Annotated in this window: 22 protein-coding genes; 8 read left to right on the forward strand and 14 right to left on the reverse strand. The window is 40.1% G+C overall.

The window, feature by feature from the left end; all coding sequences use genetic code 11:
* Positions 1–55 precede the first annotated feature (55 nt).
* The 3 genes from H6G76_RS19525 to H6G76_RS19535 all read right to left on the reverse strand — a co-directional run bounded on the left by H6G76_RS19525 (position 56) and on the right by H6G76_RS19535 (position 1,719).
* A complete protein-coding gene (locus H6G76_RS19525) occupies positions 56–619 on the reverse strand; it encodes a DUF1349 domain-containing protein (protein WP_190704191.1) in 564 nt (187 codons plus the stop codon).
* 115 nt (positions 620–734) lie between these two features.
* Complete coding sequence (locus H6G76_RS19530; protein WP_190704193.1) at positions 735–1,208, reverse strand: DMT family transporter; 474 nt, start codon at positions 1,206–1,208, stop codon at positions 735–737.
* Between the two features lie 19 nt (positions 1,209–1,227).
* On the reverse strand, positions 1,228–1,719 hold the full coding sequence (locus H6G76_RS19535; protein WP_190704196.1) for a DMT family transporter: 492 nt from the start codon (positions 1,717–1,719) through the stop codon (positions 1,228–1,230).
* Positions 1,720–1,830: 111 nt separating this feature from the next.
* Here H6G76_RS19535 and H6G76_RS19540 point away from each other — a divergent pair, with 111 nt between their 5' ends.
* Positions 1,831–2,337 carry a MarR family winged helix-turn-helix transcriptional regulator gene (locus H6G76_RS19540; protein ID WP_190704197.1) on the forward strand — a complete coding sequence of 169 codons (507 nt, stop codon included), beginning with the start codon at positions 1,831–1,833 and terminating at the stop codon, positions 2,335–2,337.
* A gap of 238 nt (positions 2,338–2,575) precedes the next feature.
* On the opposite strand, the gene H6G76_RS19545 is transcribed toward H6G76_RS19540, so the two are convergent.
* The 8 genes from H6G76_RS19545 to H6G76_RS19580 form a co-directional block, all read right to left on the reverse strand.
* Positions 2,576–3,979 (reverse strand): ferredoxin:protochlorophyllide reductase (ATP-dependent) subunit N, encoded by a 1,404-nt coding sequence (locus H6G76_RS19545; RefSeq protein ID WP_190704200.1) that lies wholly within the window; start codon positions 3,977–3,979, stop codon positions 2,576–2,578.
* Between the two features lie 143 nt (positions 3,980–4,122).
* A complete protein-coding gene (locus H6G76_RS19550; RefSeq protein ID WP_190704202.1) occupies positions 4,123–4,836 on the reverse strand; it encodes a DUF5331 domain-containing protein in 714 nt (237 codons plus the stop codon).
* Positions 4,837–4,865: 29 nt separating this feature from the next.
* Positions 4,866–5,732, reverse strand: a complete 867-nt coding sequence (bchL, locus tag H6G76_RS19555; protein WP_313934803.1) for a ferredoxin:protochlorophyllide reductase (ATP-dependent) iron-sulfur ATP-binding protein — start codon at positions 5,730–5,732, stop codon at positions 4,866–4,868.
* Positions 5,733–6,412: 680 nt separating this feature from the next.
* Positions 6,413–6,652, reverse strand: coding sequence for a TIGR02450 family Trp-rich protein (locus tag H6G76_RS19560; RefSeq protein WP_190704205.1), 240 nt, complete (start codon positions 6,650–6,652; stop codon positions 6,413–6,415).
* A 59-nt stretch (positions 6,653–6,711) separates the two neighbouring features.
* Positions 6,712–7,221 carry a nuclear transport factor 2 family protein gene (locus H6G76_RS19565; protein WP_313934804.1) on the reverse strand — a complete coding sequence of 170 codons (510 nt, stop codon included), beginning with the start codon at positions 7,219–7,221 and terminating at the stop codon, positions 6,712–6,714.
* A gap of 103 nt (positions 7,222–7,324) precedes the next feature.
* The gene (locus tag H6G76_RS19570; protein ID WP_242056463.1) at positions 7,325–10,036 is read right to left on the reverse strand and encodes an MASE1 domain-containing protein; all 2,712 of its coding nucleotides are present in this window, start codon (positions 10,034–10,036) and stop codon (positions 7,325–7,327) included.
* Between the two features lie 266 nt (positions 10,037–10,302).
* Positions 10,303–11,763 (reverse strand): alkaline phosphatase PhoX, encoded by a 1,461-nt coding sequence (locus tag H6G76_RS19575; protein ID WP_190704208.1) that lies wholly within the window; start codon positions 11,761–11,763, stop codon positions 10,303–10,305.
* A gap of 172 nt (positions 11,764–11,935) precedes the next feature.
* On the reverse strand, positions 11,936–12,988 hold the full coding sequence (locus tag H6G76_RS19580; RefSeq protein WP_190704211.1) for a YheT family hydrolase: 1,053 nt from the start codon (positions 12,986–12,988) through the stop codon (positions 11,936–11,938).
* Positions 12,989–13,142: 154 nt separating this feature from the next.
* Between H6G76_RS19580 and H6G76_RS19585 the strand changes: the two genes are divergently transcribed.
* Positions 13,143–13,874, forward strand: a complete 732-nt coding sequence (locus tag H6G76_RS19585; protein WP_190704214.1) for a response regulator transcription factor — start codon at positions 13,143–13,145, stop codon at positions 13,872–13,874.
* 622 nt (positions 13,875–14,496) lie between these two features.
* Here H6G76_RS19585 and chlP read toward each other — a convergent pair.
* On the reverse strand, positions 14,497–15,717 hold the full coding sequence (gene chlP, locus H6G76_RS19590; RefSeq protein ID WP_397333725.1) for a geranylgeranyl reductase: 1,221 nt from the start codon (positions 15,715–15,717) through the stop codon (positions 14,497–14,499).
* Between the two features lie 224 nt (positions 15,718–15,941).
* On the opposite strand from chlP, the gene yidD reads away from it, so the two are divergent.
* The 6 genes from yidD to hetI all read left to right on the forward strand — a co-directional run bounded on the left by yidD (position 15,942) and on the right by hetI (position 21,176).
* Positions 15,942–16,478, forward strand: coding sequence for a membrane protein insertion efficiency factor YidD (yidD, locus tag H6G76_RS19595; RefSeq protein ID WP_190704219.1), 537 nt, complete (start codon positions 15,942–15,944; stop codon positions 16,476–16,478).
* A 1,042-nt stretch (positions 16,479–17,520) separates the two neighbouring features.
* Complete coding sequence (locus H6G76_RS19600) at positions 17,521–18,186, forward strand: hypothetical protein (protein WP_190704338.1); 666 nt, start codon at positions 17,521–17,523, stop codon at positions 18,184–18,186.
* 75 nt (positions 18,187–18,261) lie between these two features.
* The gene (locus tag H6G76_RS19605; RefSeq protein ID WP_190704222.1) at positions 18,262–19,545 is read left to right on the forward strand and encodes a hypothetical protein; all 1,284 of its coding nucleotides are present in this window, start codon (positions 18,262–18,264) and stop codon (positions 19,543–19,545) included.
* Positions 19,546–19,741: 196 nt separating this feature from the next.
* Positions 19,742–20,137 carry a carboxymuconolactone decarboxylase family protein gene (locus tag H6G76_RS19610; RefSeq protein ID WP_190704225.1) on the forward strand — a complete coding sequence of 132 codons (396 nt, stop codon included), beginning with the start codon at positions 19,742–19,744 and terminating at the stop codon, positions 20,135–20,137.
* Positions 20,138–20,147: 10 nt separating this feature from the next.
* The gene (locus H6G76_RS19615) at positions 20,148–20,315 is read left to right on the forward strand and encodes a hypothetical protein (protein WP_190704228.1); all 168 of its coding nucleotides are present in this window, start codon (positions 20,148–20,150) and stop codon (positions 20,313–20,315) included.
* A 135-nt stretch (positions 20,316–20,450) separates the two neighbouring features.
* Complete coding sequence (gene hetI / locus H6G76_RS19620) at positions 20,451–21,176, forward strand: 4'-phosphopantetheinyl transferase HetI (protein WP_190704231.1); 726 nt, start codon at positions 20,451–20,453, stop codon at positions 21,174–21,176.
* Positions 21,177–21,280: 104 nt separating this feature from the next.
* Here the strand turns inward: hetI and H6G76_RS19625 are convergent, their stop codons facing one another.
* Together H6G76_RS19625 and H6G76_RS19630 are read right to left on the reverse strand one after the other, a co-directional pair.
* Positions 21,281–22,723, reverse strand: coding sequence for a response regulator (locus tag H6G76_RS19625; protein ID WP_190704234.1), 1,443 nt, complete (start codon positions 22,721–22,723; stop codon positions 21,281–21,283).
* 51 nt (positions 22,724–22,774) lie between these two features.
* Positions 22,775–25,606: a hybrid sensor histidine kinase/response regulator gene (locus H6G76_RS19630; protein ID WP_190704237.1), complete on the reverse strand. Its 2,832-nt coding sequence runs from the start codon at positions 25,604–25,606 to the stop codon at positions 22,775–22,777.
* Positions 25,607–25,667 lie beyond the last annotated feature (61 nt).

Raw genomic sequence — 25,667 nt, forward strand, 5'->3', positions numbered from 1 at the left:
AAAGCGATTGAAAATGCTTTTAACCAAGTCTCTTTAAATGATATTTATAATTGGTTTACCCATTGTTGCTACTGTACTTCTTTAGACTGAGAAACGCTATATAATCTTCAAAAATTACCTCATACCCATTTCCTTGTGGTGATGCACACATAATTCCAACTTGAATGTCTAGCTCGACTGGAAAATAAGCCATTCTAAATGAAACATAGCGGGAAAATTCATCTAAATAAGCAATATGAATTGCCTCTTGGCATCGCTCAACCCGTAGCTGAAAAATGTTAGGAGGATTTAGCAAAGGTGTAAATGACCAATCTGAATAGTTGTGAGTGACAACAGCACTCAGATTTTGTACTCCATCTACATACTCAATCCCAGTTTTGATCCAATGTTGCTCGTCAGCACGAATCATAATCCCTGCTTGGTCGTATAAGTCTTTATAGCTTCCTTTTATCTTGACATCGACAACAAAATCTGTAGTCACTCGGTCAAAGTAGAAATGTCCGCTATCACGAATAAAACCATAGTGAGTCATACGCCAAAAATCGGTTTTTGGTGCGGTTGTGACGATGATTCGCTGATCTGAGTGCGACCAATTAGGAGGTTTATTAAGCCATTCCATAGTTTTTATTGCAATAAGGGAATAGAGGGAGAAACCATGTTTCTGTGTGGTTGGGGAATTTCACTGTAAGTAACTGATTTAAAAAAATACCAGTTGTTCAACCTTATTTAAGGCATTACTTGAAGTTTTGATCAGAATAGTTTTTGTCCAATTGATTAATTGCGATCGCTACTACTAATGTGGCTATTCCTAATATCTTGGGTGTGGTAATCGGATATTTAATAGCACCGAACCATCCCAACTGATCAATGACCAGTGACATAAACATCTGGCTAAAGACGACAACTAAAGTAGTTGTAGTTAAACCCAATTTAGGAACTATTAAGCTACTTAAGGTTACGAAGATTGCACCTAGCAAGCCGCCTAAAAATGCCCACCAAGGAGTAACAGAAAGTAAGTCAAGCTTATAGGGTTGGAGAATACCAAGTGCTAGGAGCAATGTGAGGATACCAAACCCAACTATGAAATTAATCGTTGCTGCTGCTATTGGGGAGTGGAGTATTGTCTTTAATCGAGCATTGGCAGCTGCGCTAATTGTTGAGAAGCCACCAGCCGAGCCAGCACCAAGCAATGCTAAGAAGATTTCCATAAGATGATACTGAAAAGTATTAAGTTGGTAGCGAAAGCAAAAAAATTGCCACAATTAACAGTCCCATCACAAGGCGACGATTAGCTGTTAGGCGACGGCGGTTAACTCCTAACCAGCCAAAATGGTCAGTCACTAAGCCTGCGATCGCTTGTCCACAGATAATTAACCCCTGAGTCAAAGTAGTCCCCAAAATAGAGGTGAAGTAAGTACTGGAAGTTATATACCAAACTCCGAATAAACCACCCATTAGACTCCACCGGGGAGCTTTGGCTAAAGCAGACCAATCTGGATGACCAAACCAACCTGTGCATAACAAACTAATCAACGCAATTGAGCCGACAAGGTAAGAAATATCTGCGGCTAGGGGTACAGAATTGAGCGATCGCGCTAATTGAGCATTGAGATTGCTTTGAATCGGCAATATCGCACCATTCAGCAATGCTAGTAGAACATACAAGTAGCTTTGACCATTAGGGACAGATCCCTGGAGACCTAGACGTATGGGTGTCATGGCTATTGTTTTGTGAGGAGGATAGAAGATGCTTGCAAATATATCTTGATATCAAGATACTTAAGATAAAGATAAAAGTCAAGAATCTCGATGTCAAGATAAAATGGCACTATGAACAAAGATCGAATTGACATCATTCTTGAGGAATGGCAACAGGAGTTGCCGCAGTTGGATACTTCAGCCATAGGGATAATTGGGCGGGTACTGCGAATTGCCCGTCTTCTGGAAAAGCACCGAGAAAGTATACTGGTTGAGTATGGCTTGAACGTGTGGTCATTTGATGTGTTAGCCACACTACGACGACAGGGACAACCTTTTCGATTGAAACCGACTGAACTCTATAGTTTGCTCATGCTGTCTTCAGGCGCAATGACAAACCGGATTGACCGCCTAGAACAAGATGGCATAGTAACGCGTGTCCGTGATGCAGAGGATCGACGCAGCGTGATGGTGCAACTGACTCCCAAAGGAATACAGCTTGCAAATACTGTGATGCCTATTTTGTTTGAGAAAGAGAAACAGGTTTTATCTCAATTCACGGCTGATGAATTGCAACTATCCATCCCAATGCTGCGTAAGCTACTTATGTTACTCGAACAGGATGCAAAATCAGTTTGACATCCTCTCTGTGCTTGGCTTCTACACAGACCCTGGAATTGGATTGGGGCTTACTTTGAGCATCAATTACACAGGTGCTAGATCAAATCAAACTAACCACGTAAAAAAATAGCTTTTCAACTTATAAGTACACAATTTTGCGCTCTTCTCGGCTCTTTTGCGTGAAAAAAAACAAAAAAGGCGAACCAAAGTCCGCCCCAAAAATTCTATTTTTATAGACTAATTCGCAACCGAAATTTTAAATCTTTGCTTCTTCCCTGACTAACTTATCCCAACCCAAATCTTTCAAATTGTTATTGCGACGCAACGGGCGAGTTACCAATTCTAAAATGTCACGGGCATTGCTAAACCCATGAATTTGAGCAAAGGTAAATTCTACCGACCACTTGGTATTAATACCCCGCGCTTCTAATGGGTTAGCATGAGCCATACCAGTAATTACTAAGTCTGGTTTTAAATCATAAATTCGCTGCACTTGGTTGTAATTATCTGGCTTCTCGACAATCTTGGGTAAAGGTACGCCCATTTCTTGGCAAGCTTTCTCTAAAAAAGCCAATTCCGCAGCTTGGTAGCGTTTATCCATGTAAGGAATGCCAACTTCCTGCACAGTCATTCCACAACGCACTAGGAACCGTGCTAAGGAAACTTCTAGCAAGTTATCGCCCATGAAGAACACAGACTTGCCCCGAATTAGTTTGACATAATCTTCTACGCCTGCCCAGATTTGTGCTTCCCGTTCTTCCAAACCTTTAGGCGTAATGCCAAACACAGAGCAAATTTTCTCTATCCAGGCGCGAGTACCATCAGGCCCGATGGGGAAGGGTGCGCCAATCAGTTTGCATTTGCGGCGACGCATTAAGGTGGTAGCAGTGCGGCTGAGGAAGGGGTTAACACCAGCAACGTAATACCCTTCTTCTAGCACTGGTAGTTCAGTGAAGCGTTTCGCAGGTAGCCACCCAGATACTTTAATACCTTGTTTCTTTAATTCTAGGGTTAACTGCGTAACAACAGGATCAGGGAGAGAGCCGAAGAGAACTAAGGGAGGATGATCTACGTATTCTGATTCTTCTTGAACTACTTCTTCTTTTTTCTTCCCAAAGTTGAGTAGCTTTTGAATGGCGTTGCGCTCATTTTTTTCATTTTCTGTCACCGGAGCCTGATTTGGGCAGCGATTTGCCATTGCGGCTAAAACAGTATCTTCCCCTTGGGTAAATGCGTAATCTAAACCGTTAGCACGCGCTACAACAATCGGAATCCCAATTTCGCCTTCTAACTTGGGTGCTAAACCTTCCAAGTCCATTTTGATGATTTCGGTGGTGCAAGTGCCAATCCAGACAATCACACTCGGATTGCGATCGCGTTTAATTTGCTCACACAGCCGCTTCAATTCGTTGTAGTCATTCAACTGTGCCGAAATATCACCTTCTTCTAACTCTGCCATTGCATAACGGGGTTCGGCAAAAATCATCACCCCCATTGCATTTTGGAGAAAATAGCCACAGGTTTTTGTCCCAATCACCAAAAAGAAGCTATCTTCAATCTTTTGGTACAACCACGCCACGCAGCTAATTGGACAGAAGGTGTGGTAATTTCCAGTTTCGCACTCAAAGTTTAATGCTTCTGGTTGTTGAGCGACAGTCATTTTGGTTTTCTCCCCTTGTTATTTAAAGGCAGTAGTTATCCGCCACCCTTGAAACAGGGATGAGTAAAAAGATGAAGGATGAAGATTAAATTTGTGATTTCATACTTCACCCTTGAGTCTTCATACTTTTTCAACGGTAACTATTAAGCGTTGGGGAAGAGACGGGCAATTTCTGATTCATCAAAAACACCAGTTGGTAATTCTTCCCCTAAAAAATCATTATTTTCTTCACCCTTTTGTAATGCTGTTTCATCACCCCAAACATCAGACAATACATCACTAAAAGCATTTTCGTCTGGTGTATTCAGATCTTCTAAAATTGCTTCATCCAGCTTGGTTGCTGATGTAATATCTGTATCAAAGGAAACATCGCTAAAATCATCTACTTCAGATGCGTTCGCAGGTTCAGACTCAGGTTTGACGTTTTGTTCATTTTGGTCTTCCTTTGATTCGCTTAGATCTAAGGCAAAACCACTGGTGTGAGAAATCGCTAAAGTTTCATCATCAATATTGTCATCGACAACAGATGTTGAAACATATTGGTTTGTCTCTGGTTCTTCTGGGGGATGACTTAAGCGATTACCAAGGGCAATATCTGGGTCAAAATGCAACTCCAACACATCAATTAAGGTGTCAGCATCAGCATTCAGTTTGGAAAATGGCAGCATCAACTGCGCTAGTTTCGGTTCCAGGGCGTTCACAACTCCCAGGATGAGGTAAGAAGGTGGTCGCTTCCCACCATCAGGGGTGTACACCGATTCGACTTCCATATGCAGGCTAATCCATTCACGGTTTGCCTGAAAGAACTGCAACCACTTCTGTTTTATCGAATCTGTAAAGCTATTAAAGAAAGCCATATTATTCCTCATCCTGAGAATTTGATGATTTATACAATCATCAAGTCTAATTCCTCTTCGTGATTAGGAACCTGTGGTTTTCGCGGATTTAGATAAAAATCTGACAACAAAGAAAACAATTCGCGATCAGGGGAATCATTTGGCACTACACCCTCTGGTCGTGCCAAAATTTGGTCGGCAATGTTGAGATAATAATCGCAAACGTAGTTCAGGGAAGGATCTGACTCAGCCATTTCAAATAATGTTTTGCCCTTAACACGAGATACGCGAATATCTTCAATTAAAGGTAAAACCTCTAGAACTGGCATGGGGACTGCTTCTATGTATTTCTCGATCAAGTCGCGCTTAGACGTGCGATTGCCAATTAACCCTGCCAAACGGAGTGGATGAGTTCTGGCTTTCTCCCGAACTGAAGCCGCAATCCGGTTAGCAGCGAATAAAGCATCGAAACCGTTGTCAGTAACTATCATGCAATAATCTGCATAGTTTAAAGGTGCGGCAAAGCCACCGCAAACCACGTCACCCAGGACATCAAATAAAATTACGTCGTACTCATCAAAAGCATTAAGTTCTTTCAATAATTTTACAGTCTCGCCAACTACGTAGCCACCACATCCAGCACCCGCAGGTGGGCCGCCAGCTTCTACGCAGTCAACACCGCCATAGCCTTTATAAATCACATCTTCTGGCCAGACATCTTCGTAGTGATAATCCTTGGACTGAAGAGTGTCAATAATTGTGGGAATCAAAAACCCAGTCAGAGTAAAAGTACTGTCGTGTTTTGGGTCACAACCAATTTGTAGTACTTTTTTGCCCCGTTTGGCTAAAGCGACAGATATGTTACAGCTAGTTGTTGACTTGCCAATACCGCCCTTTCCGTAGACTGCTAGTTTCACTGTTGTTTGCCTCTTATAGTTTTTTATCAAACTTTTGGCTCAAACATTGGCCTTCACCTAGCCGCCGATGGCAATGTGTGAGGTAGTTGAGTGTCATTATTGACGAAATTACATAGAAAAGAAAGGGGCATAAAATATGAAAAATGAAGCTATAAAGCTTATAAAAATGAAATTATGTTTAATTATGATAAAAAGTCTGATTAAAATTAATATTAACTAATAAAAAGCTTTTAAATGTATTTTATACAAAAATATTTATTAAAATAGTTACAATAGACAAAAATATTAAAAGCTCTGCTGTACATACTTTTTAGTTCATTTCAGGACTTAAGCAGAAAGTCTTAACCTCTCATTTGCTCGGTTAACTCTGCATACAGTTGCTTAAAGTCCGAAAAATAGGACATTCGCTACAGGAACGTTCACCCCTAAAGGTTCAGGGGGTTACCATCAACTTCGACGGAAACTGCCAAAACTGCGATCGCCTCATCGCTGGCGCGTCTAGATATTTACTTAATTTGTCCACAATTCCTTAGTTTCAGGGATGGGGAAAATTCCTCTGGCTTACTAACTGGACTATTAACAGTGCTGATTTTGAACCCTGAGACATTCATTTGTGAAAAATTATAAAATTAAAGCTTTTTCCTAAAATTTTTTGAGTTTGAGTAATTATACTCAATTGATTACATAGCTTCGATTTCATTTAGAGATTGCCAACCACCAATCCATTGAGAACGGTCTTGTAAGAGTTTGGCGTTAATCCAGAAACGAACATTAGGGTCGCAAGAAGCAACCATTTCGGCATAAACCCACTTACCTTGATTTTTGCGGTTAACAACTTGAAAGTGTCGCCAACCGTCTACTTTTTGCCTTGCTGTCCACTTAGAACCAACTAGGTAAGGAAATTTTGGCTTTTTGGTCATTGGTTAATAGTCATATAAAGCGGGATTGTCAGAAGAACTAATAGTTAAAAATTTCGTCGCTAATTGGACGTTCCAGCCTTCTGAATTGTCGCTTGTATTGTTTCGCTCTCGCCAAGTTCATAAAGACTTATTAAATTGTTCTCGATTGTAAAGATTTGTTGAACAGTCATATCCGCGAGCAAGTTGCCTTGCAAATCTTTAATAATTTGATGAACTGTTACGACATCTCTACCGTCATCGTCCGTTTCGTAATCTAATGGTTCGAGTTGAGGTTGAATAATCTTAAATTGATTCGTCCAATACTCGCGCACTGCGTCGCACCCGTAAACGAAACCGCCTTCCAATCCGTTCGCCCATTTTACGTCCGGTTGCATAAACGAAATGATTGTTTCAATTTCGCGGTTGTTGAAAGCATCGTAAAGATTTTGTAGAAATTGTTGTTGATTTGAACTCATAATTTTTGAATATATCAAGAACTTTGTCAAAAAAAGAAAGCAGCACAACGACCAAGATAAGCGGCGGCAAGTAACCTCGAACGCAGCACCAAGATCATTCAACCATCCCTTCATCGACTTGTTCTGCCGCGACCACTCTAGCAGACATCAATCCTCAGCAGATTGCTTGCTGCTCCAAAAAAGTTGAAGTGCTGACTCATCAAATATATAAAATAATCTAGACATGATGCTGGATAGGATCATGATCGCTCAAATTGTTATCTGCTGAGGACGGGTGTGACGACATCAGAATTTGACCGATCGCACCCAGCAGTTTTTCTAACTCCACTGGTTTAACTAGGTGCATTTGATATCCGGCGGCTAAAGCTTTTTTTTGATTAATTTCTCCGGCGTAGGCTGTCAGGGCGATCGCCGGAATTTCACCGCCTTGTTCTGGCCGCATAGCTCTAATTAAACGCATGAGCATATAACCATCAATTCCGGGCATACCGATATCACTTAACAGCAAATCTGCTTTCTGTTTAGCTAGAAATTCCAAGGCTTCACCACCAGATGCGATCGCAGTTACCTTTGCGCCAAACTGTTCTAGCATCACAGTTAAAAACTCACCAGTATCTATATCGTCGTCTACGACCAGAATATGCAGCCCTGCCAAGTTTAATTTTTCATTCGCAACCACATTTTTTTGACTTTTCGGCATGAAATCTGCCATTAGAGGCAATTTAACTGTGAATGTTGCACCCATTCCTTCGCCAGCACTCTGGGCTTGAACAGATCCACCATGCAGTTGAGTTAAATGGCGGACAATCGCTAAACCTAAACCCAAGCCACCAAATTGTCTTGTGGTTGTGCCGTCAGCTTGCCGAAAATAATCAAATACATAAGGTAAAAATTCTGGACTAATCCCCTTGCCATTATCTCTAATTTGAATTTGGGCAAAAGTATCAACTTGTTTTAGTTGAATTTCAACTATACCGGCGGTCGGCGTAAATTTAATAGCGTTGGAAAGTAAATTACAAACTACCTGCTGTAGACGAGCTGCGTCACCTGCAATCCATGCTGTATTGATATCAAATGATTTTTGAATTTGGATACTCTTTGTTTCAATTGCCAGATGCAAAGTATCCAAAGCGGCTTCTAGGATATCAACTAAATTTACAGGCTGAATATTTAAAGTCATTTTCCCTTGTTGAATCCGGGAAACGTCTAGTAAATCTTCAATTAATTGAATTTGTAATTGGGCATTGCGCTCAATTGCTTCTAATCCATGAGTTAGTTTAGCATCTTCATAAGTACGCCTTCTGAGTAAGTTTGCCCAGCCCAAAATCGGATTGAGTGGAGTTCTTAATTCATGAGAGAGGACAGCGAGAAATTCATCTTTAATCCTATTGGCTTTTTCTGCTTCACTACGTGCAGACTGCTCCCTAGCCAGTAGATTTTCCCGTTCTACTTCTGCTTGTTTGCGCTCAGTAATATTTCTAAAAAAGATAGCCAGACCTTCTTCAAAAGGGTAAGCATGGATTTCTAACCAAATATTTTCGGGAGAGTATAATGCTTCAAAGTGTACAGGTATTGAGTGAGCGATCGCTCGATAATGTTCATGTTCAAATTCTGTACCTTTCATTGCAGACCACAACTGCCAATAATTTTGAGAAACTAGACTTGTTAGTTTTACTCCCTTAATTTTTGCGGCTTGCTGATTTGCATAGGTAATTTGCCAATCTTGATTGACAGCAATAAAAGCATCTGTCATGCTTTCTAAAATATTGCTGAGACGATTACGCAAAGCTTGTTCAGCCTTGAGTAATTTATCTTTATCTCGATTTGAATCTTCAAGCCGGGCATTAGTTTCTGCTAGTGAATTATTTAGTTGCATGAGTTTTTCAGATAATTCTGCACGAGCTTGGTACTCTCCTAAACGGAATTTTTCTACAGCTAATGCCACTTGAATTTTGGCTCTTTCTGTAATTGCAACACCTACTAATAAAGTTACAACAGACTGCACCAACAAACTTAACTTGTGAACGTGTAAAACCTCTGGCTGTACAGGAAAATTCGGCAACAATATAGCATTAGGGTAAACTAACAAATAAGAGAAAAGAGTAACTAATATTGAGAATGTAGAAACGAGCATTCCCGTAGCGACTCCGAAGCGAGTGGCAGCCCATAACACAGGAATAAAGCTCAAAAAAGATAACTGTTGAAACCTAAATTCTGTTTGGCTATTAGCTGAAACTTGGGCAACGGTAAGAGAAGCAATGCTGATACAAAGAAATAATATAGTGCAGACTTCTAATAACAGACGGCGGGAAGGTTGAAACCTGATCGAAAAAAATTCTGAATCTGATGCGGGAAAATTCGATAACAAGCCCCAAGAGTGCAGATAAGGAGTTAGTACTACAAGGGCGGAAGGCGCAATTCCCATAATGCCTATTGCATTGCCTAACCACCAGTGAGGAATACTTTGGCTAAGATTTGTAATCGGCATTTTGCCTGTGGATACCCACGCTAAACTACCTAGTACAGCAAGGCTAGTGCTGGCTATTACAGGTGTGCTTAAAATGAAAAGAGTAGCATCTTTAAGGCTATTGAATGTGAGAGAACCCTTCCATAACCGACGGTACAGTAACCAAGCAACCAAGGGTTCGCTCATATCAATGAAGCCAATCAATTGCTCCCAACCATGCAAACCCCAAAAAGACGACATTAAAAAAGATGCAATGCCTGTGAGGATGATACCATCGATGCCAAACCAGAAACTCAGAGCGATCGCTACACCAGATGGAGGAAACCACAAAGAAACCCCCGGTTGAATGCGGTAGATGAGTGCCATCCCATGAGCCGCAACCAAGACAAGTAGCCCCAATGATAAAACTAAAAGCTTTCGACGCATGGAAGCAATCTTAATAGATTCTGGCAGCAGTTGCATCACTATCAGGAAAGTTAGATTAATTAGCTAACAACTTCATTTTTCACTTCATGAAGTTAAAATCTTATCTAAAGTCTTAGCTTCCATTCAGGCTGAGTATCATACCAACACAATTAAACTTAAAAATATTTAAAATAGCAAAGATAGAGCCTGCCAAGACAGGCTCTATTAGTTAATGCAAAAAATTTGGTTTGTTTACCCTTTCATTGAATTTGCCAACTATTTTTATTTAAGGTATCTAAATTGGTTGGCATACAACTTCATCTTTAACTGCGACGACGTGACCAAGGCCCCCAAATGGCAAACGTCAGTCCAGGGGTCTGGATATTGACGAACAATGTCTGACCATCAGGTGAGAAACAAGCACCAGCAAATTCATTGTCAACAAAATCTTCCTTCTCAGGATCAGTGTTATTTGCAAAGAGAACATTCTTCGCAAACTGGTATAGTTCACCTTTTTGGTTAACACCCACAACATATTGCTCTCCGCCACCATCTTCGCAAAGGAAAAGGTCGCCAAATGGAGCAACGGTAATGTTGTCTGGCTCGTCTAAAATTTCTCCAGAAGGAGATGCTTCAATCAAGAGAGTTAATTCTTGTGCAGCAATGTTATATACCCAAACTTGACCGTTACCTCTGGTGGAATCAAAAGCAGGAGGGCCACCTTGAGTAGCTATAAAGTAAATTAGTCCATTGTCATACCAAGCACCTTCACCTCGGTAGAAAATGGCGGCTCCCTTGTCTTGTGCTTGGAAGCGGACTCCACGACGACTACCTTCGGTAGTCGGGTTAGGATTATCTACCTTCACCCATTCTACTTTCAATGGTTTACCAACAGTAATCCGACCAACTTGACCACCCAAATTAGGGTTATTACTGGTATTGACAGCAAATTGGTCTTTAATTTTTAAGGCGTACAGAGTTCCACCTTTAGCTAAGTCACCAGGCTTAGTAGGTTTCACATTCGGCTCAAACCGATAGAAGCAGCTATCACCACGATCTTCTGTTTCGTAAACATCGCCTGTATTGGGATCTACAGCAACAGCTTCATGGCTGAAGCGTCCCATATCTGTTAATGGAACGGGAGTGACCAAACCGCTATTTTCGTCAGCCACAACTTCAAAGTTGTAACCGTGGTTTATGGTTTCAGAAGTACCAGGATTAGTAGTGGTAGAGAAGGTTTCTTCACAGCTAATCCAACTACCCCAAGGTGTTGGGCCACCAGCACAGTTACGAATGGTTCCAGCTAGAGAGGCAAAATCTTTGATCAGTTCGCGGTTAGGGCCAACTAGCAAAGTAGTTGTGCCACCTTGCGCGCCTCTGGAATATCTGGGTGAACCAACAACTGGATTTTCGGAAGACTCACCTAATTCATGGTTGCGAACTAAGATTGTAGTGTTTCGTGGCCCAGGAAATGCAGCCATCCCATCATGACCTGCGGGTACTATCGTACCATCACTCATGGTTTGACCTGTAACTGATAGAACACGATAGTTAAACCCTGGAGGAAGTGCCAGGAGAGTCTCTCCGCTTAAATCACCCGCGACGGTGTTTGTCAGTTCTGATGTGTTTAAGGGTAACTTAGGCTCTAATAGCCCGTAACCTGTTACCCTTTTCATTTCCCCACGGGCAACCTTGGCATAGAAGGCTTCTAAAGGGGAAAGCACAGTTACTCCAGCGGCGCTTGCACCAGCTAAAGTGAGAAACCTACGTCTTGAAAAACTCATCCTACTTAATCTCTTTTTCCTGATAGTGCGGCAATCAGGTGAAAATCTATTTGGCGGAGATTAAGCTGGAATGATAGGTAGGTTAACCAACACTTATTGAAATATTATCAATAGGTTAATAAACGCGAAAATCAAAAGCTAGAAAGCATTACAGCATCTAATACCAAATTGACTACTGCTTTTCTAGCCATTGAAACACTCGATTCCAAGCCCACCAAGGATCAGGGTCTTGTGCTGTGTACTGACACTCTTTGCTACTTAAATAGCCGACATGGCCACCGTACTCGGTAAGTAACAAATCTATGGCTGAATTCTGGGCGCAGGCGGCTTGTAAATCGGGAATGATATCTGGATGAAATAAAGGGTCATCGGCAGCGTAGATGATTAAAGTTGGTTTATCCAGCACTGGTAACAGTTGTAAGGCACTACTGGCTTTGTAGTATGCTTCTACCGAGGGAAAGCCTAGTCTGTCAATTACCAGTTCATGGTCAAAATCCCAGATAGTATTTGTTCTCTCAATTGCTGCTGGGTCAATAGTTCCGGGATGAGCATCGTGAATTCGCCAAGCCAGTTTTTTTAACTCACGCACAATACTGGCTTCTAATAATCTACCAAAACGGTCTTTAGTCAAGTAAGTGAGCGATCGCAACGAATCCAAACTTGGGCAAATAACAGCACTACCACCAATATCACTGTATTTAATGCCTAAATTGTCATCGCCTTGAGTTAACTCTGCGGCTGCTTTTAACCCCCACAGTGCTAATTGTCCGCCTAAGGAAAACCCCATAAACCAAAATTTACTCGGACACCCCATCGCCGCCGCCGCCGCCGCGAGACGCACAAAATCCTCACCCTCATATAACCCATCAGAGGTTAAAGTCGGTGACAATTGGGCGGTTTTACCGTGGGCGCGCCAATCAAATAAAACTACGGCATAACCTAGAGCATAGGCTTTGCGCCCTAGCAATCTCAAAGACCACTCTTGCTCTAACTCGCCAGTAATTCCATATGTTGCAATAATTGTGCTGTGAGCATTTTCTGGTATGGCAACCCAACTAAAAATCGGCACACCTTGCCCACCCATAAATATTGTTTTATGATAAGGCGGCTCTGGATGTATAGTTGTGCTTTCCCAGTTACGTCTGCCCCAAAAAGCAGTATAAACTGTCATGGCAAGACCATTCTGCAAAAACTTAGCGGGATTGTAGGGTGAGTAACACATCATTTCTAAAATTTCGTGTACCTTAATTCTGATTTGTCATTAAGTAGTTTTAATATTTATGTTAGATTTAAAATCTTTTTTATAATCAAGACAGAAATCTTTGTATCGCTACAAAGATTCTTATTTTTCCTTAATAAGTAGCAATAATTTTTTAAGAATGCCGAGGATTCTTGTCATAGACGATGACCCAGCAATTTCCGAGCTTGTTGCCGTCAACCTAGAAATGGCTGGCTACGATGTCAACCAAGCGGAAGATGGCATCAAAGGTCAGGCGTTAGCTCTCCAGCTACAACCAGACCTGATTATGCTTGACCTGATGTTGCCACGAGTAGATGGTTTTACAGTTTGTCAACGCCTGCGCCGGGATGAACGGACTGCGGAAATTCCCGTGTTAATGTTGACTGCTTTAAGCCAGACTCAAGATAAAGTGGAAGGCTTCAATGCTGGTGCAGATGACTATCTCACCAAGCCCTTTGAGGTAGAAGAGATGCTGGCACGGGTACGTGCTTTATTGCGACGCACCGACCGCATTCCCCAAGCCGCCAAGCACAGCGAAATTCTCAACTACGGGCCGTTGACACTTGTTCCTGAAAGGTTTGAGGCCATATGGTTTGGTGAGACGGTGAAACTGACCCATTTAGAATTTGAGTTACTCCACTGTTTGCTGCAACGCCACGGACAGACAGTTTCTCCTAGCGAAATTCTTCGGGAAGTTTGGGGCTACGATCCTGATGATGATATTGAGACTATTCGAGTTCATATTCGCCATTTAAGAACTAAACTCGAACCAGATCCTCGCCATCCTCGCTACATCAAGACGGTATACGGTGCAGGATATTGTCTAGAATTGCCCAGTGTCCCGCCATCAGTTGAGGAAGCGTCTGCATAAGCAGTTGAGTAACTCGCTACATTCCTTGACTTCAGTTAACTCAATACTGGATTTGCTCAATCTATCAAATTCTGCGTAATCCTGAGTGGAATGCAGTTTAGTGATTGTACTAAGGGAAACTCTTCTCTCGCCTACCTGACTCTACAAAAAGCTACCCTCCAGTGGACATCATTTTGTGGAGGGCAATGCTTGGTAGACGAAATCCAATTCTGTTAGTAGTAATGCGCCTATACCGCCACGAGTCAAAATAGCGCAGTCTTCATTGAAAAAGGCAATAGGGAATAGGCAACAGGCAACAGGGAGGAAAGTCGTTTAGTGCCTATGTTTGATTATTCCTTGTCCTAATTTATAGCAGTACCAAGGTAATTAGGACATCGGTAAAGGATAAAACTTAGACAGCAAAAGACTTTTAACCCTGTCACCTGTCAGCTGCCCCCTGCTATATTAGACAGTTGTCGTAAAAATTGCCAAACTCAGATTCTCGACTTCTTAAAGAAGTTGGGAATCTTATTGCCACAATTAAAATGACAGAGGAGCCAAGGTGCAAATTAATTCATAATGCACTAATTGCCGAATTATCTGCGCCTCATCTCCTCTGTTGTATTTGTACCTGATTGCTCTTTTAGGGAGCGAGGGCATTACCGCGAATTAAACTACCAATAGTTTTGGCAGTAATTTTTAGCTGGGTAATGGGGTTAGCAGGGACAACTGTTTTATACAGATAGCTGTCGAATGTTAGACGCTGTACATCCATGTCACCACACATTTCTACGAATGCTTCACGGGTAGCGTCAGAACGATAGAACACACTTTGCAAAATGTCTAACACTTTGTATGTGAGTCCGTATTTTTTATCCCAACGCTTGATATATACCTTGAGGTCGTCTTCTGTAGGAATGCGGCTACCGTTGTTGGAGGTTTCAACTATGGTTTCAGCACACATCCGGCCAGATTTAGCGGCAAAGTAAATACCTTCTCCAGAAGATTTGGTAACGTAGCCAGCAGCATCTCCTACTAGGGCAATGCGACCAACAACACGACGAGGACGGGGATGTTCAGGAATGGGGTGCGCTTCGACTTTGATGATTTTCCCGCCTTCTAGCTTTTTAGCAGCACGGGCGCGAATACCAGCTTGTAACTGTTTGATACTGGCTTTATTGACGTGCATTGTGCCAGTACCGACGGCTACGTGGTCGTATTTGGGGAATACCCAAGCATAGAAATCGGTGGAAACGTCATTGCCGACATACATTTCGGCTAGGTCGTTGTAGTACACCATTTTGTCTTGGGGTAAGCGAATTCGCTCTTGGAAAGCGATCGCATAATTATAATCCCCAGCATCCATTTCTTTGGCAATGCGAGAATTCGCCCCATCCGCCCCAATAATTAAATCTACTTTCAGGGTTTTTGTAACGCCCTGCACGCCGCCATCAGAATGGTCAACGTAATGGATAGTATAAGGGTCGGTATTGTTTGTGGGTATATCGACTTTATGAACGGTGGCGTTAATTAAATTTGCCCCTAATTTTGCCGCACGATTCCGCAAAAAGCCATCTAAGACTTCACGGCGGCACATTCCTATATATTCTTCTTCATTTACCAGATTAATATCAACCTCACGATTGGAAGGCGAAATCATTTTCATCTTCCGCACCCGGCGGTCAATAATCTCTGGGGGTAGGTCAAATTCACCCACCATACATAGGGGGATAGCTCCCCCACAAGGCTTGGCATTGTCTAGCTTACGCTCAAACAGGTAGGTTTCAATCCCAGCTTTTGCCAGTGTTTCGGCGGCAGATGAACCAGCAGGGCCTGACCCCACAACAGCAACCCGTAGTGTCAAAGGTCTTCTCCCAATCTTGACATTTACCGAAAGCATCGTACCACGGTCTTTTGGCTGATTTTGCGCTCCACCTCCTGGTTTTGACAGAAATGCAATATTCCTTAACATTTCGATACAAAATTGGGGAGTGGGGAGTGGGGAGTTGTGAGTAGGGATTGGGAATAATTACTGAATATTTCATCTCAAGCCTCTAGTACCTAGTCCCTAGCTTCTAGCCCCTAATCATGCAGATTTCTTTAATAGACTCTCTAACTAGAAGAGTTAGCATTACTGCCATTACTGGATATCAAAAGCATATTTCCCCTCACAAAGGCTTTGTTTGCGCCCACAGGATTTTATATGGGGGTGAATCATGTTCTGGCTATATCAAACGGGTGATTGCACAAGAAGGTTTAAGACTAGCTTTAGTTAAGTCGCGCCAACGATTTCAAGCTTGCAAACAAGCTAACCTAATTTTGCACTCGCAATCTCATAATTCTGAATCCACAGAAGCAGAGGATGAAGTAAATACACGGCAACCAAAAAGAGACAATAAAAGTGATAATTGTCAATCTTTAAACACAAGTTGTAGTAATGGAGATATTAGTGATTGTGCAGATTGTGGAGATTTGAGTTGCAATTGTGCTGAGACGGTTAATATATTGCCAGATTGTGATTTCTCTCATTGCCACCCTATAGATTGCAGTGTTTTAGATTGTAGTTCTCTCGATTGTAGTGGTGCTGATTGTAGCTTTCTAGATTGCGGTAGTTGTGGTAGTTAATTACCAAGTACTTGTATAAACGATTCATAATTTCAATAGTTAATACTTGGATATACAACATTCTTTGCTATTACCTGTTGCCTGTTGACTCCCTACACAAGTATGTTCAGTGATCAAAATAATCAATCTAAAATTACGGGTTAGCTACTAGGAACTAGGATGAGGAAATTTTGCCTGATTCCCAGTTTTTAGTTTTTAAGCCTCATCATAACAAGCTGCACTACACAACCAAGAATAGGCATCAATAATTTACATTTATTTATTTTTGTATAAGTATATACTTATTTTGCTTATTAAGTATCTAAGATTCTGAGGTAATAAGTGTCTATAAATTCAAGCCATAGTGTTCGATTTTTAAACTTGTCTATATAAAACTTTAATGTTATCTACCTAATGATAGAATTTTTTATCGAAATCAAGTATAAGTTGTGACAATTTAAATGCTCAAATTAAAAAGTTATGGCAGTCGAAATAAAGGTTAGGACAACTACTAACCATAATACATAGCCACTAAAAGACTTTTAAACCTATTCCCTGTTGCCTGCCATACATGAATACACAAATTTTAGACAGTTAAAAGTCTTTCAATCTTAGTCAAGAACTCGCAGCCAACTATTTGTTTCTTAATATCCTGAAATATAAGCAGTATTAATCAGAGCTTTTTAAATTACAGAAAATTAGGGAGGTTAAAGTGCCAATAATTACTAGTATTAAAATTTTTTTATAAGTATATTATGCTACCCAGGTTAACTTTAAGAGCTATAAGTAGCAAAACTTTATACATTTAAACACCGAGGATAAAAATTGATACCGAGCATATTATCTTGTTAACTTTGGTGAAACCCTAAATTAACAAAACTGAGAAAAAATGTAGCCACTTTTTAGCGTGATGAACTATTATTAATTGCTACAGAAAAAGACCGTAAAACAGATACAACTTAAAATAAAAAATTTACTTTGAGTTGCTAATATAAACTTTCAACTGATGTCTATTAAAAAGAATTTATTATTTACACCCCAAGCAAAGATAAAAGGCGAGAAGATGGAGATAATTACACATTGTTCTAGGGTATTAGGCTTACAAATGCTGGCGTTTGCAGTACTTTCTAATATGGCGATCGCACAAAAAACTCCTGTTGCACCCCAACAAACCACCACGCAGAAAATTTGCTCTTTAGATCCTGTGGAAAATTTACTTCCACCAACACAAACAAAAACTAATAATTCTTTATTTTCTTACCTAGCTCAAGAAGGATTTAGCCAAAGCAAAGATGGTTCTTGGGTATGTTATGTAAACGATCCTAAAAAAGAAGGGCGTTACTACACTCTCTTTAGAGTTCAAGAGCTAAAAGGAAAGTTAGTAGGTAGTTCGTTTTTAGACAACGGTAGTTTAATTGCAGGTCAGGACAGCCGAACCGTAGACTTTTTTATGAAGCTCGTAGAGCATCATCTAAATGGAGATCAAGAAAATCGGCAAAGTATACGTAGATATTTAGAATCATTTATTTCTCTGGTAAAAGAAGGCAAGATTAAAGCTTCTCGTCGTGGGTTTCTTTTCGACCAACCCAACCGTGCCTTAGTGTTGTACCACGCTCTGAATGCAGGAGAACTCAAAGGGACAGCCATTACGCTCAACATTGAACTGGCCAGTAACGCAAATTCTAGTTCAACCAAAAGTGCTATCCCAACCTCTTTAAAGAGAAGATAAAATCCCAGCAAAAATGATACGCATTGTTTAATTGCGTGTGAGTAGTTTTTATTTATATTGATCAGGAGATGTATCTTGCTAAAATCAACTGTCAAAAGCACTGCGGTTTTTTTAACGTCTTTGGCAGTAGTAGTATCTGTTAGCCAGTCTGCTAATGCACAACTAAACGTAGGAAACCGCAAAATACAGCGAGGGCTAGAGCGAGAGTATCTCCAGTATCAGCTTAGACAGCGTAATCTCAACGATATGCTAGTCATTCCCCGATGTGATATCGGCATGGGTACTGGCTGCAACAAAACCGGAACTGTCCTGCAACAATTACTAACAAATAATGGCGGCCCTAGTTACTACGACCTAGCCATTCGAGCCGCAGGGGGGAAGTCAAACTTTAATGCCTTCGCTACTTATTACGGTAACAATCCTAGACTGATAGAAATACCTTATGCTTCATTCTGGAAAGCTCAGTCTCCACGGTTTCTAGATGGGTATCAATACGTTCTGGGCCAAAGTGTAAGTAAAACTCCTGTACTAGGTTTAGGCACAGTGACGAAGAACTTTGCTTGGTCACCAATATCCAGAAGTGATAACTCCCTCAGCCCTCGGCAAGGGTTATTAGATTTTAAATACTCTTTTGGTCATGAACTCTTACGTGAAGCATCAAAAATACCTAATTTAGAGCAGCAGATCCGGGATTTAAATTTGCCGCCTGAGATGACGCAGTTTTATTTGAATAACCTCTCTCAAGGCTTAAATGCGTTGCAAACAGGCAACACACAAGCGTTACAACAAAGCATATTAGAAATAGTTTCTTTCCCATACTCACCAAATTATACAAATACTGGTAGCTACGGACGAACACCAATTGATATACCAACAGTATTCAACGCCTTGGAAGGTACACCTACAGTTGTCACAGAAGTAGTAAACCCAGACTTAGCCCTTGGCATTGGAGAAGAATTTCTCATACCATCAGATACTGTCGCTGCTTTTGAAACTAATTTAATCCCAGGTGGAAGTGGTTTTAACTTCCTGCCAGTGTTAGCAGGAGGTGGGCTTGTAGCATTGCTACTACTGGCTTTAGGAAGCGATGGAGATGGAGGCGGTTCCTCTAACAGGCAGTCACCTCCGGTGACAGATACTCCTGAGACAACTACACCTACACCACCCATTACACCCACAACCCCACCTAACCAATGCTTACCTCCTGGTGGCGGAGTTATTGGTGTTCCACCTTGCGACAACCCACCACAAGTAGTGAAGCCAGTAGATGAGCCATCAACAATTAAAGCCATACTCTTGTTAACTCTTGTGGTGTGCATACTTAGCCGTAAGCAACGAGTTATCCAAATCAAAAATTAGATGAGAAAAAATCCCTCGGCTAGCTACCGAGGGATTATACTAATTAATACTTTTCACCTAAAAATATCCCACTTTCATAGCATAACTATCCATTCTTTAGATAGGGATGCCAAAATGCCAAGGATTTTTGGATCAATGCATAAGTCCTATGAAATTTAATGCCCAGCTAGCTTAATCTATAGTTATTCAAATTAATATGACCAAACTGATTGAATACGAAGAAGCAACCGACGAAGTACGTGCAGTCTATGATGATATTCGTGCTACGCGCCAAACTGACTATATTAATAACTTCTGGAAAGCTTTAGCCAACCATCCTCCTACCCTACAAAGAACTTGGCAAGCAATTAAAGAGGTCATGGCTGGCCCTGGTGAACTTGATCCTCTAGTGCGAGAGTTGATTTACATCGCTGTCAGCGTGACAAATAACTGTAATTACTGCATCTCATCTCATAGCGCAGCAGCCCGTGCTAAAGGTATGAACGATGCTATGTTTGGCGAACTGATGGCGATTATTGGTACAGCAAATATGACCAATAGCTTGGCTAATGGCTATAAAATTCCAGTAGACGAGCAATTTAATCAGGTCTAGGAAAAAGACTATGACTGCTTTAGTAAAAGAACTTCTCAATACTTTTGACCGCTTGACAGATACAGAGCGGCTAGAGTTGGTATTAGAAATTTTAAAGCGGACAGTTGATTTGGAATTTCTGCCGTTATCTGATGAAGATTTAGTTCTGAATGCTGAAGGACTTTTTTTAAAATTATAAGAATTAGAATTAGAAGAACAAGAAGCCATGTAATAAGTAGTCCTGAACGCGGAGAAGTTTGGCTTTTGGTTGGGACTTAAGGAGGGAATTGCGGAGGATGAAGGGTAGTAGTGCATTGTCGATGGTAGAACTCAAATGACTGGTCTTAATCATTTATGGCTACCTGTACCAAAAGATTTAACTTTATTACCCGATGAAGTTCATGTTTGGCGAATTGACCTTGATGTATCTAAGTCACAGCTAGAAAATTTAGTTGTCACTCTCTCTAGTGATGAACTCGCTCGTGCTAACCGATTCCATTTTCAGGAACATTGTCAGCGTTTCATTGCTGGTCGCGGTAGTTTAAGAAATATATTAAGCCTGTATTTAGGCATTACGCCGCAACAAGTACAATTTGATTATGAACCTCGTGGTAAACCACTATTAGCAGATCCACTAGCTGACAGTGATTTATTGTTTAACTTGTCACATTCTCAAGGTTTAGCCTTGTGTGCAGTAAACTATACACGAAAAATTGGTATTGACCTTGAATATATCCGTTCTGTATCTGATGTAGAAGCACTTGCCCAAAGGTTCTTTTTACCGAGAGAATATGAGGTAGTGCGATCGCTTCCTCCTGATCAACAACAACAAGTATTTTTCCGCTATTGGACTTGCAAGGAAGCTTATTTAAAAGCCACAGGTGACGGAATATCGCAGTTAGAGCAAGTAGAAATAGCTTTAACACCCACACAACCAGCTAAATTACTCATATCAGAAGACTGGAGCCTTGTAGAGTTTACACCTGCTGATAATTATCGTGCTGCTGTGGCTGTAGCTGGGTCTGGCTGGAATCTGAAGTGTTTAGAGTATGCCAATTAGTCTAGCTGTCTTCTACAAGGCTCACTAAATTTAGATGTTAAGCTCAAGGTTGACTTTTCTCTAAGTTAGCATTTTCTAAATTACCGCCATGAGACTAGTATTGTTTAAATATTTAACATAGAAGGTACTGAAGCGGTCAAAAGTTTTTGATTAAATAAGCTTAAACGACAAACCCGTGGCTGCTGAATAGGAATTTCAATAACAAATTCTGCGCCTTTTCCTGGATTGGAAATGCACTGCAATGAACCATGATGTAGTTCGGTGACAATCTGATCACTGATTGACATACCCAACCCAGTACCTTTACCCGCAGGTTTAGTTGTAAAAAAGGGGTCAAACACACGTTGTTGAATATTTTCTGGGATTCCTGGGCCATTGTCAGTGATTCTAATGATAATGCGATCGCTGCCCACAATATCTGTATGAATCTGAATCATGGGCGATCCGTAATCAGGGCGATCCTTTTCCCTCATCTCTGTTAAAGCATCAATGGCATTGCTCAGAATATTCATAAAAACTTGGTTGATTTTTCCCGGATAACACTCCACTTTAGGTAAGCTACTATATTTCTTTACTAGCTGAATTTCTGGATGGTTGGAGTTGGGCTTGAGGTTGTTGCGAAGAAGCATCAGTGTGCTTTCTATACCCTCATGAATATCTACAACTTTGACTTCGGCTTCGTCATGACGGGAGAAACTACGAAGAGATTTCACAATGCCGCAAATCCGTTCAGTTCCAACTTCTATAGATGAGAGGATTTTAGGTAAGTCTTCGATCAAATATTGCAGATCTATTTCCTCTGCCTTAGCTAAAATCTCTGGCGTGGGCTGGGGAAACTGATTTTGATAAAGCTGCAATAGTTGTAGCAAGCTCTGAGTATATTTATTTATATAATAAATATTTGCGTGTACAAAGTTAACTGGATTGTTGATTTCGTGAGCTATACCAGCAACTAGCTGACCTAATGTAGCTAATTTTTCTTTCTGTACAAGCTGAACTTGAGTTGTTTGCAAGTTGTGTAACGTTTGAGCAAGTTCTTGTGTTCTTTGTGCTACCCTTTGCTCTAATTCTTGAGTTAACTGCTGTAAAGCTGCTTCTGCGATCGTACGTTCTTTAATTTCTTGTTGTAGACGGATATTTTTCTCTTCTAATGCTAAATTCAAGTTTCGCAAATTCACATGAATTTGGATACGAGCTAACACCTCTGCTTGCTGAAAAGGCTTGGTTATATAATCAACAGCACCTAAAGCAAGACCTTTAACCTTATCTACTGTATCGCTAAGAGCAGTCATAAAAATGACTGGAATATCTTTTGTCAGAGGATTTTGCTTAAGTCGGTAGCAAGTCTCAAATCCATCAATTCCAGGCATCATAACATCCAACAAAATCAGGTCTGGTGGATCGTATTCAACTTGCTCGATGGCAATTTCTCCGCTAGTTGCAACTGCAACTTCAAAACCAGCATCTGTTAAAGCTTCTGAAAGTACCTCTAAGTTTGTAGGGGTATCATCTACAATTAATATTAAATTTGTTTCTGAAGTCTGCACAAATCTACCCTGAATATGATTAAAGTTGCGATTAATAAATGTAATTAAAAATTAATTAATATTAGAAACTCTTTCTAGGAAATCTCTAATTTTTTTTATTTGAAAGCTTTGAGCCAATTGATTAACATATTTAACAAAAGCAATATATTTTTCATCCATATTTTCTATTTTTTCTAATTGCTTGTGAATAGCTTTAATCCGACCTTTTAAAGCTAATTCTTTTAAATGTGCCAATTCCTCAATTGGTGGAAGAATTATGTCGGATTCATTTGTTAATGCTAAAATTTTATCATTTTGGTTGCCAAGATTTCTGATATTAGCAGAAGTTACTAAATCTCGATGGTTTTCTTCATAAATCCATTCTAAATATAAATATTTCTGTAATTTTTCTAGCAGTTCAAACAATTGCACAGGTTTAGGAAGGAAATCATCTGCCCCTGCTGCAAAACTTTTTTGCTTATCATCATCAAATACACGAGTTGATGAAACTATAACCTTAATATTCTGAAAATCTGGCAAATTTCGTAAATGAAATAACATTTGATAACCATCCATTACTGGCATAGAAATATTAGTAACAATTAAATCAGGTTGGAACTCAATGAGCTTTCCTAAACCATCTTTGCCATTTTCTGCTTCTACCAGTTCAAAACCCAACCCCTCTAAAAGACTGACAAATAACGAGCGATTTTCTACAACATTATCCACTATTAATATTTTTCGTTTCTTACCTTGATAACCAATAATATTTCTTGTTGGTAAGTTTTTAGATATGCTAATCCATTCCTTGGCTTTGGCTATTTTTAATTCAAAGCAAAAAATGCTGCCCTTGCCTACTTGACTTTGCACTACCAAATTACTACCCATTAATTCAAGAATTTTTTGAGTGATAGTTAATCCTAATCCAGTTCCTTCTGATTGCTTTTTAATACTACCAACCTGCTCAAATGGTAAAAATATTTTTTCTAATTCTTCACTATCCATCCCTATGCCAGTATCTTCTACTTGGAAGCGGATTGTATCAATTGTTGAAGTAAATCTTGTATCTTTTTTATTTGTTACTGGGTTAGGTTGAGGAATAATTACATTTACCTTAAAACTTACTCTGCCGTTATCAGTAAATTTGATGGCATTACTTAATAAATTAATCAAAACTTGACGTAATCTTTTTTCATCTGCTTCGATAGCAATGGGCAAATTTTCATCATATTTGTATACAAATTCTACACCCTTTTGTTCAGCCTTAATGCGACAAATTTCAGCAACATTTTGAAGAAATGAGGCAAAATGAAACTGTGTTGGATGTAATTCTAATTTCCGAGCTTCTATTTTGGAAAGGTCGAGAATATCTGTAATCAGCGTCAGAAGATGAGAAGCACATTGGTTAATAATATTAATACCTTTGCGCTCTTTCTCCATTATATTTTTTGATCCTTGGAGGATTTGTGCGTAACCTAAAATACCGTTAAGAGGTGTACGTAATTCATGGCTCATGTTAGCCAAAAATTCGCTTTTGGCTTTATTGGCACTATCAGCATTTTCCTTAGCTTGCTTAAGTTCTTTAGTACGCTCTTCAACTCGAATTTCTAGTTCTTCATTAGTTTTAGATAATTCGGTAAAAGATTCTTGCAATTGTGTTGCCATCTGGTTGAAAGATTTGGCAAGAATACTAAGTTCTCTCACCTGGAATTCTTGAACTTTTTGATCCAGTTTGCCATTAGCGATCGCTTCTGAAGCCTGACTCAGTTGCAGGATTGGTTGTGTAATCCAATGAGATGTATAAAATCCTAAAATAATTGCTAATCCCAAAGCTAACAGACACAACATAATTGTTATTTTAGTATTGGCATGGATCTGAGCCATAAAGTCAGCTTCAGGCACAACAATAACTATTAGCCAATCTATTCCTAAATTATTTGTCCAAGGACTCACCTGAACAAATTGACGCTTACCATTTACTAAAAAGTCAATCTGTGTAGACTTTTTAATCTTTCCGAGTTCACCAAAATTGTTGGCGATGTATTTGGTAGTAGCTTGAATTAGCTCGTCTTTGCTGTTTTTTCCTTTTAAACGAATAGGTTTGCCATTCATAACCGTGAATGGCTTTTCAGTAGCAGAACTGCCAATTAAAAGTCCATTACGCTCCATGATAAAAATTTTTCCAGAATTACCAACTTTCAACTGACGCAAGAAATGACTAATTTGTGAAAGCCTTTGTTCAACTGCAATTACACCATGAAACTTTCCGGTTTTATCAAAAACGGGACGACTAGTAGCAATACATAAATGGTATGGAGCGACTTCCCAGTTATAAACTGAAGTCCAAGTAGGCTTACCTTTTTTAACTGCTTCTGAATACCAACCTTCTTTTTTAAACTGAGAGTCTACATATTCAGCGACAATTTTAGTACGCTTTCCCTGATTATCTGTTCCATGAATGAAGAGATGATTATTACTATGAATTTCTGGAGAAATTTCATCTATAGTAATTTGTTTGTCATCAAAATAACCACTGGCAAGAAATTTACCAGAATTGAAACCGTAAATTATATACCCTACGTTAAATGTCTGAAGCTGCCGCCAGAAATGATATCCTAATTTTTTTGTATCTTCTACATTTAACAAGCCTGTGTCGATAGTATTCCAATCATTTTCGAGCAGGTTACGCGGATTTGCCATATAACTATCTAAATGCTCATCTACGCGTTCGCTGACTTCAGATCGCAACTTACCTGCCAGATCATTAACCGCTTTCTGCCCATTTCTTAGGGAAAGGTATCCAGTCAGCCCCACAGCTGCAAAGATTTGCAAAACAAAAGGTAAGATTAGAATTAAGCGGAGTGATAATTTTTGAGATTTTTGGGAGACTTGATTAGCAATCATTTATAAGAGCATGAAATTTAATTGATAACTTGCAGAAGTGTTTAAACTTCTCCTAATTCAT

Origin of the sequence: Nostoc sp. FACHB-152 (assembly GCF_014697475.1) — a bacterium.
Classification (GTDB): domain Bacteria; phylum Cyanobacteriota; class Cyanobacteriia; order Cyanobacteriales; family Nostocaceae; genus Nostoc_B.